The organism is Streptomyces nanshensis, assembly GCF_001751255.1.
Taxonomy (GTDB): domain Bacteria; phylum Actinomycetota; class Actinomycetes; order Streptomycetales; family Streptomycetaceae; genus Streptomyces; species Streptomyces nanshensis_A.
On the sequence record NZ_LJGW01000020.1, the window covers coordinates 1 to 4504 of the forward strand.

Annotated in this window: 1 protein-coding gene; it reads left to right on the plus strand. The window is 68.8% G+C overall.

From position 1 onward, the window contains the following. The coding region (locus tag AN218_RS00725) for a type I polyketide synthase (RefSeq protein ID WP_141747384.1) at window positions 1-4504 on the plus strand (4504 nt) is incomplete at both ends.

Consider the following 4504-nt stretch of genomic DNA (forward strand, 5'->3'; position numbering starts at 1 on the left):
GATGAGCCGTCGTCGCATGTGGACTGGGAGGCCGGCGCGGTCGAGCTGCTCACTGAGCAGAAGGAGTGGCCGCAGAGTGATCGTGTGCGTCGGGCTGCGGTGTCCTCGTTCGGCGTGAGCGGCACCAACGCCCACCTCATCCTCGAACAGCCCGACGAAACGGCTCAAGACCGCGAATCGACGCCGGAGCGTGGCGCAGAGCCGGAGGGGATCAGTTCCGCCCCCTCCGGTGCGGTGCCGGTCTTGGCTTCGGCGAAGTCGGCGGGGGCTTTGGACGGGCAGATCGAGCGGCTGGGGGAGTGTGCTGCCGCGGGGCCTGCGCTGGACGTCGGTTTCTCGTCAGTGGTGTCGCGGTCGGTGTTCGAGCATCGTGCGGTGCTGCTGGCCTCGGACGAGGGCGTTACGGAGGCTGCGCGGGGCGTCGCGTCGTCCGACCCGGGGGAACTGGCGGTGGTCTTCTCCGGTCAGGGCAGTCAACGCCTGGGTATGGGCCGGGAGTTGTACGACCGCTTCCCTGTCTTCGCCGAAGCCCTCGATGCGGTGCTGGCGCACCTGGATCCGGGGTTGCGGGAGGTCATGTGGGGCGGGGATGAGGAGCTGCTGAACCGTACGGGCTGGGCGCAGCCCGCACTGTTCGCGGTCGAAGTCGCCCTCTTCCGCCTCGCTGCTTCCTGGGGCATAGAACCCGACTACCTTGCGGGTCATTCGATCGGTGAGATCGCGGCCGCACACGTGGCCGGAGTCTTCTCCCTGGAGGATGCCTGTCGGCTGGTGTCTGCGCGGGCGCGGTTGATGGAGGCCCTGCCGGAGGGTGGGGCGATGGTCGCGGTGGAGGCGGCCGAGGCTGAGGTTGTTCCGTTGCTGACGGACGGGGTGTCGCTGGCGGCGGTCAACGGGCCGACCTCGGTGGTGGTCGGGGGCGTGGAGAGTGAAGTCGAGGCGATCTCCGCCCACTTCGAGGCGTCGGGTCATCGCACGCGCAGGCTGCGCGTCTCGCATGCGTTCCACTCCCCGCTCATGGAGCCGATGCTGGAGGACTTCCGCACCGCCATCGAGAACCTGACCTTCGAGGCGCCCGGTATTCCGGTGGCGGCGTGGGGCGATGTGTCGACGCCCGAGTATTGGGTGGAGCACGTCCGGGAGACGGTGCGCTTCGGCGACAGCGTCGAATGGCTCGCTCAGCAAGACGTGTCGGCGTACGTGGAGTTGGGTCCGGACGGCGTGCTGTCCGCCATGGCTGCTGCGATCGCGCCCGACGCCACCACGGTGCCTCTCCTGCGCAAGGACCGTGGTGAAGAAGCCGCAGTGTTGACCGCTGTGGCCCAACTGCATGTCGTCGGTCATGAGGTGGCCTGGAGCCGACTGTTCGACGGTACGGGCGCCCGACGGATGGATCTGCCCACCTACCCCTTCCAGCACCGCAGGTTCTGGCCCGCCGTCTCCACGCGAGGCGGCGATGCTGCCGGGCTCGGGCTGAGCGCCGCCGAGCACCCGTTGCTCGGTGCCGCCGTCGAACTGGCCGAGGGCGACGGGGTGTTGTTCACCAGCCGTCTGTCGCTGCGGACGCATCCGTGGCTGGCGGATCACGTCGTCATGGGGCAGATCCTGGTGCCCGGTGCGGCACTGGTCGAGCTGGCGATGCGGGCCGGCGACGAGGTCGGCTGCGACCGCGTCGAGGACCTGACCATGGCCGCACCCCTCGTCGTCCCCGAGCAGGGCGGCGTGCAGATCCAGCTTCGCGTCGGTACGGCTGACAGCGCCGGACGTCGGACGGTGTCGATTCACGGACGGGCATCCGGCACGGATGACCTCCCTTGGACGGAGCACGCGAGCGGCACGCTCGGCACCGGTACGGAGGCGACGGAGTTCGACACTTCCGTCTGGCCGCCGGCCGACGCGCAACCTGTCGAACTCGCCGACTGCTACGAGCGGTTCGCAGAGGCGGGCTTCCGCTACGGGCCGGTCTTCCAGGGGTTGACGGCTGCCTGGCGCGGCAAGGACGGTGAACTGTTCGCCGAGGTGACCCTGCCGGAAGAGACCCGGACAGGCGGGTTCGGTCTCCACCCGGCGCTCCTCGACGGAGCCCTGCACGCGCTGCTGCTCCAGGACGGCGACCAAGCTGCCGTGCCGTTCTCCTGGGAAGGCGTCACGCTGTACGCGACCGGAGCCTCCGCGATACGTGTGCGCCTGATACCGGGGTCCGACGACGCCATAGCAGTGGCGCTGACCGACACCCTGGGCGCGCCGGTCGCCGCGATCGAATCGCTGATCACGCGGCCGGTTCAGACCGAGCAGCTCGCCGGCGCTTATTCGGCGCCCCGGGACGCCCTGTTCGGGATGTCGTGGACACCGGTTCCTATCCCGTCGGGGGAGAACACCGACCTGCCGACCGTCGCGGTCGTGGGTGCGGATCCGTTCGGGCTGGCTGCCTGTGTGTCGGGTGCGGGGACTTGGGCGGAGCTTGCGGACGTGACGGGTCTGGCGGCGGTCGATGTGTCGTCGGTGCCGGGTGTGGTGCTGGTTCCGGTTTCGGGTGGGGCCGATGGTGGTGTGGCGGAGGCTGCGCATGGGTTGAGCGTTCGTGTTCTGGAGTTGGCTCAACTGTTCCTGGGTGCTGAGGAGTTCGCGGGTTCGCGTCTGGTGTTTGTGACGCGTGGTGCGGTGTCGGGTGTGGATCCGGCGGCTGCTGCGGTGTGGGGGTTGGTGCGTTCGGCGCAGTCGGAGCATCCGGGCCGGTTCGGTCTGCTGGATGTGGACGATTCCGATGCGTCGGTGGCTGCGCTTCCCCAGGCGCTCGCTGTGGATGAGCCTCAACTGATGCTGTGCGGCGGTGAGATGAGTGCTCCGCGTCTGGCGCGGGCCACGTCCGCCGAGGGTGACGGGGTCTCCTGGGGCGGGGTCGAGGGCTCTGTGCTGGTCACTGGTGGTACGGGTGGTCTGGGTGCGCTGGTGGCGCGGCATCTGGTCTCGGAGCATGGTGTGCGGGATCTGCTGCTGGTCTCGCGCCGCGGTCAGGGGGCCGAGGGCGCGGATGAACTGGTGGCCGAACTCACCGAGTTGGGCGCACGTGCCGAGGTCGCCGCATGTGATGTGGCGGACCGGGAGGCGTTGGCTTCTCTGCTTGCCGGGCAACCGGTGGGCGCTGTCGTGCACGCTGCGGGCGTGCTCGATGACGGTGTCATCGGTTCGCTGACGCCGGAGCGCGTCGATGCCGTACTGCGTCCGAAGGTGGATGCGGCGTGGAACCTGCATGAGTTGACCCGTGACCGGGATCTGTCGGCGTTTGTGGTGTTCTCGTCGGCGGCCGGTGTGTTCGGTAATGCGGGTCAGGGCAATTACGCGGCGGCGAACGTGTTCCTGGACGCTTTGGCGCTGCACCGCCGTGAACTCGGCCTGCCTGCTGTGTCGTTGGCGTGGGGTGCGTGGGCGCAGGAGGGGATGCTTGACGAGGCCGATGCCGAGCGTCTGGCCCGCGGGGGTATGCCCCCTCTGGGTACGGGCGAGGGTCTGGAGCTGTTCGATGCCGCGCTCGCGGCCGATGAACCGCTGCTCGTGCCCGTAAGGCTCGACCTGCCCGTACTGCGTGCTCGCGGCGAAGTCCCGCCGCTGCTGCGGGGGTTGATCCGTACCCGGACACGCCGCTCCGTGGCCGGAGCGGAGACGGTGGCTTCGCTGGTGCAGCGGTTGAGTGACTTGGACGTGGACGAGCAGCACGATGCGGTGTTGGACGTGGTGCGTGGTGAGGTCGCGGGGGTGCTGGGCTTCGGCAGTGGTGCGGAGGTCGATGCCACGCGGGCGTTCCAGGACCTGGGTTTCGACTCGTTGACGGCCGTCGAACTCCGCAACCGGCTGACCGCCACGACCGGTCTGCGGCTGCCCGCGACGCTGGTCTTCGACTACCCCACGGCTGCTGTGCTCGCGACACACCTGCGGGAGGAACTGGTCGGCAACGACACGGACACGGCGGCGCTCGTACCTTCGCGTGTGCTGCCGCCGGTGGCGGACGATCCGGTGGTGATCGTGGGGATGTCGTGCCGGTATCCGGGCGGGGTCTCCTCGCCGGAGGATCTGTGGCGGCTGGTGGCGGAGGGGACGGATGCGATCTCCGATTTCCCGACCGATCGTGGGTGGGATCTGGACTCGCTGTTCCATCCGGATCCGGATCACCCGGGTACTTCGTATGTACGGTCCGGTGGTTTTCTGCGTGAGGCTGCGGAGTTCGATCCTGAGTTCTTCGGGATGTCGCCGCGTGAGGCCCTCGCCACGGACTCCCAGCAGCGGTTGTTGCTGGAGGCGTCGTGGGAGGCGTTGGAGCGGACCGGTGTCGATCCGGGCGCTCTGCGTGGGAGCCGGACCGGGGTTTTCGCGGGCGTGATGTACAACGACTACGCGCAGTTGTTGGAGGGTGCGGNGGTTTTCGCGGGCGTGATGTACAACGACTACGCGCAGTTGTTGGAGGGTGCGGAGACCGAGGGGCATCAGGGGACGGGTACGTCGCCGAGTG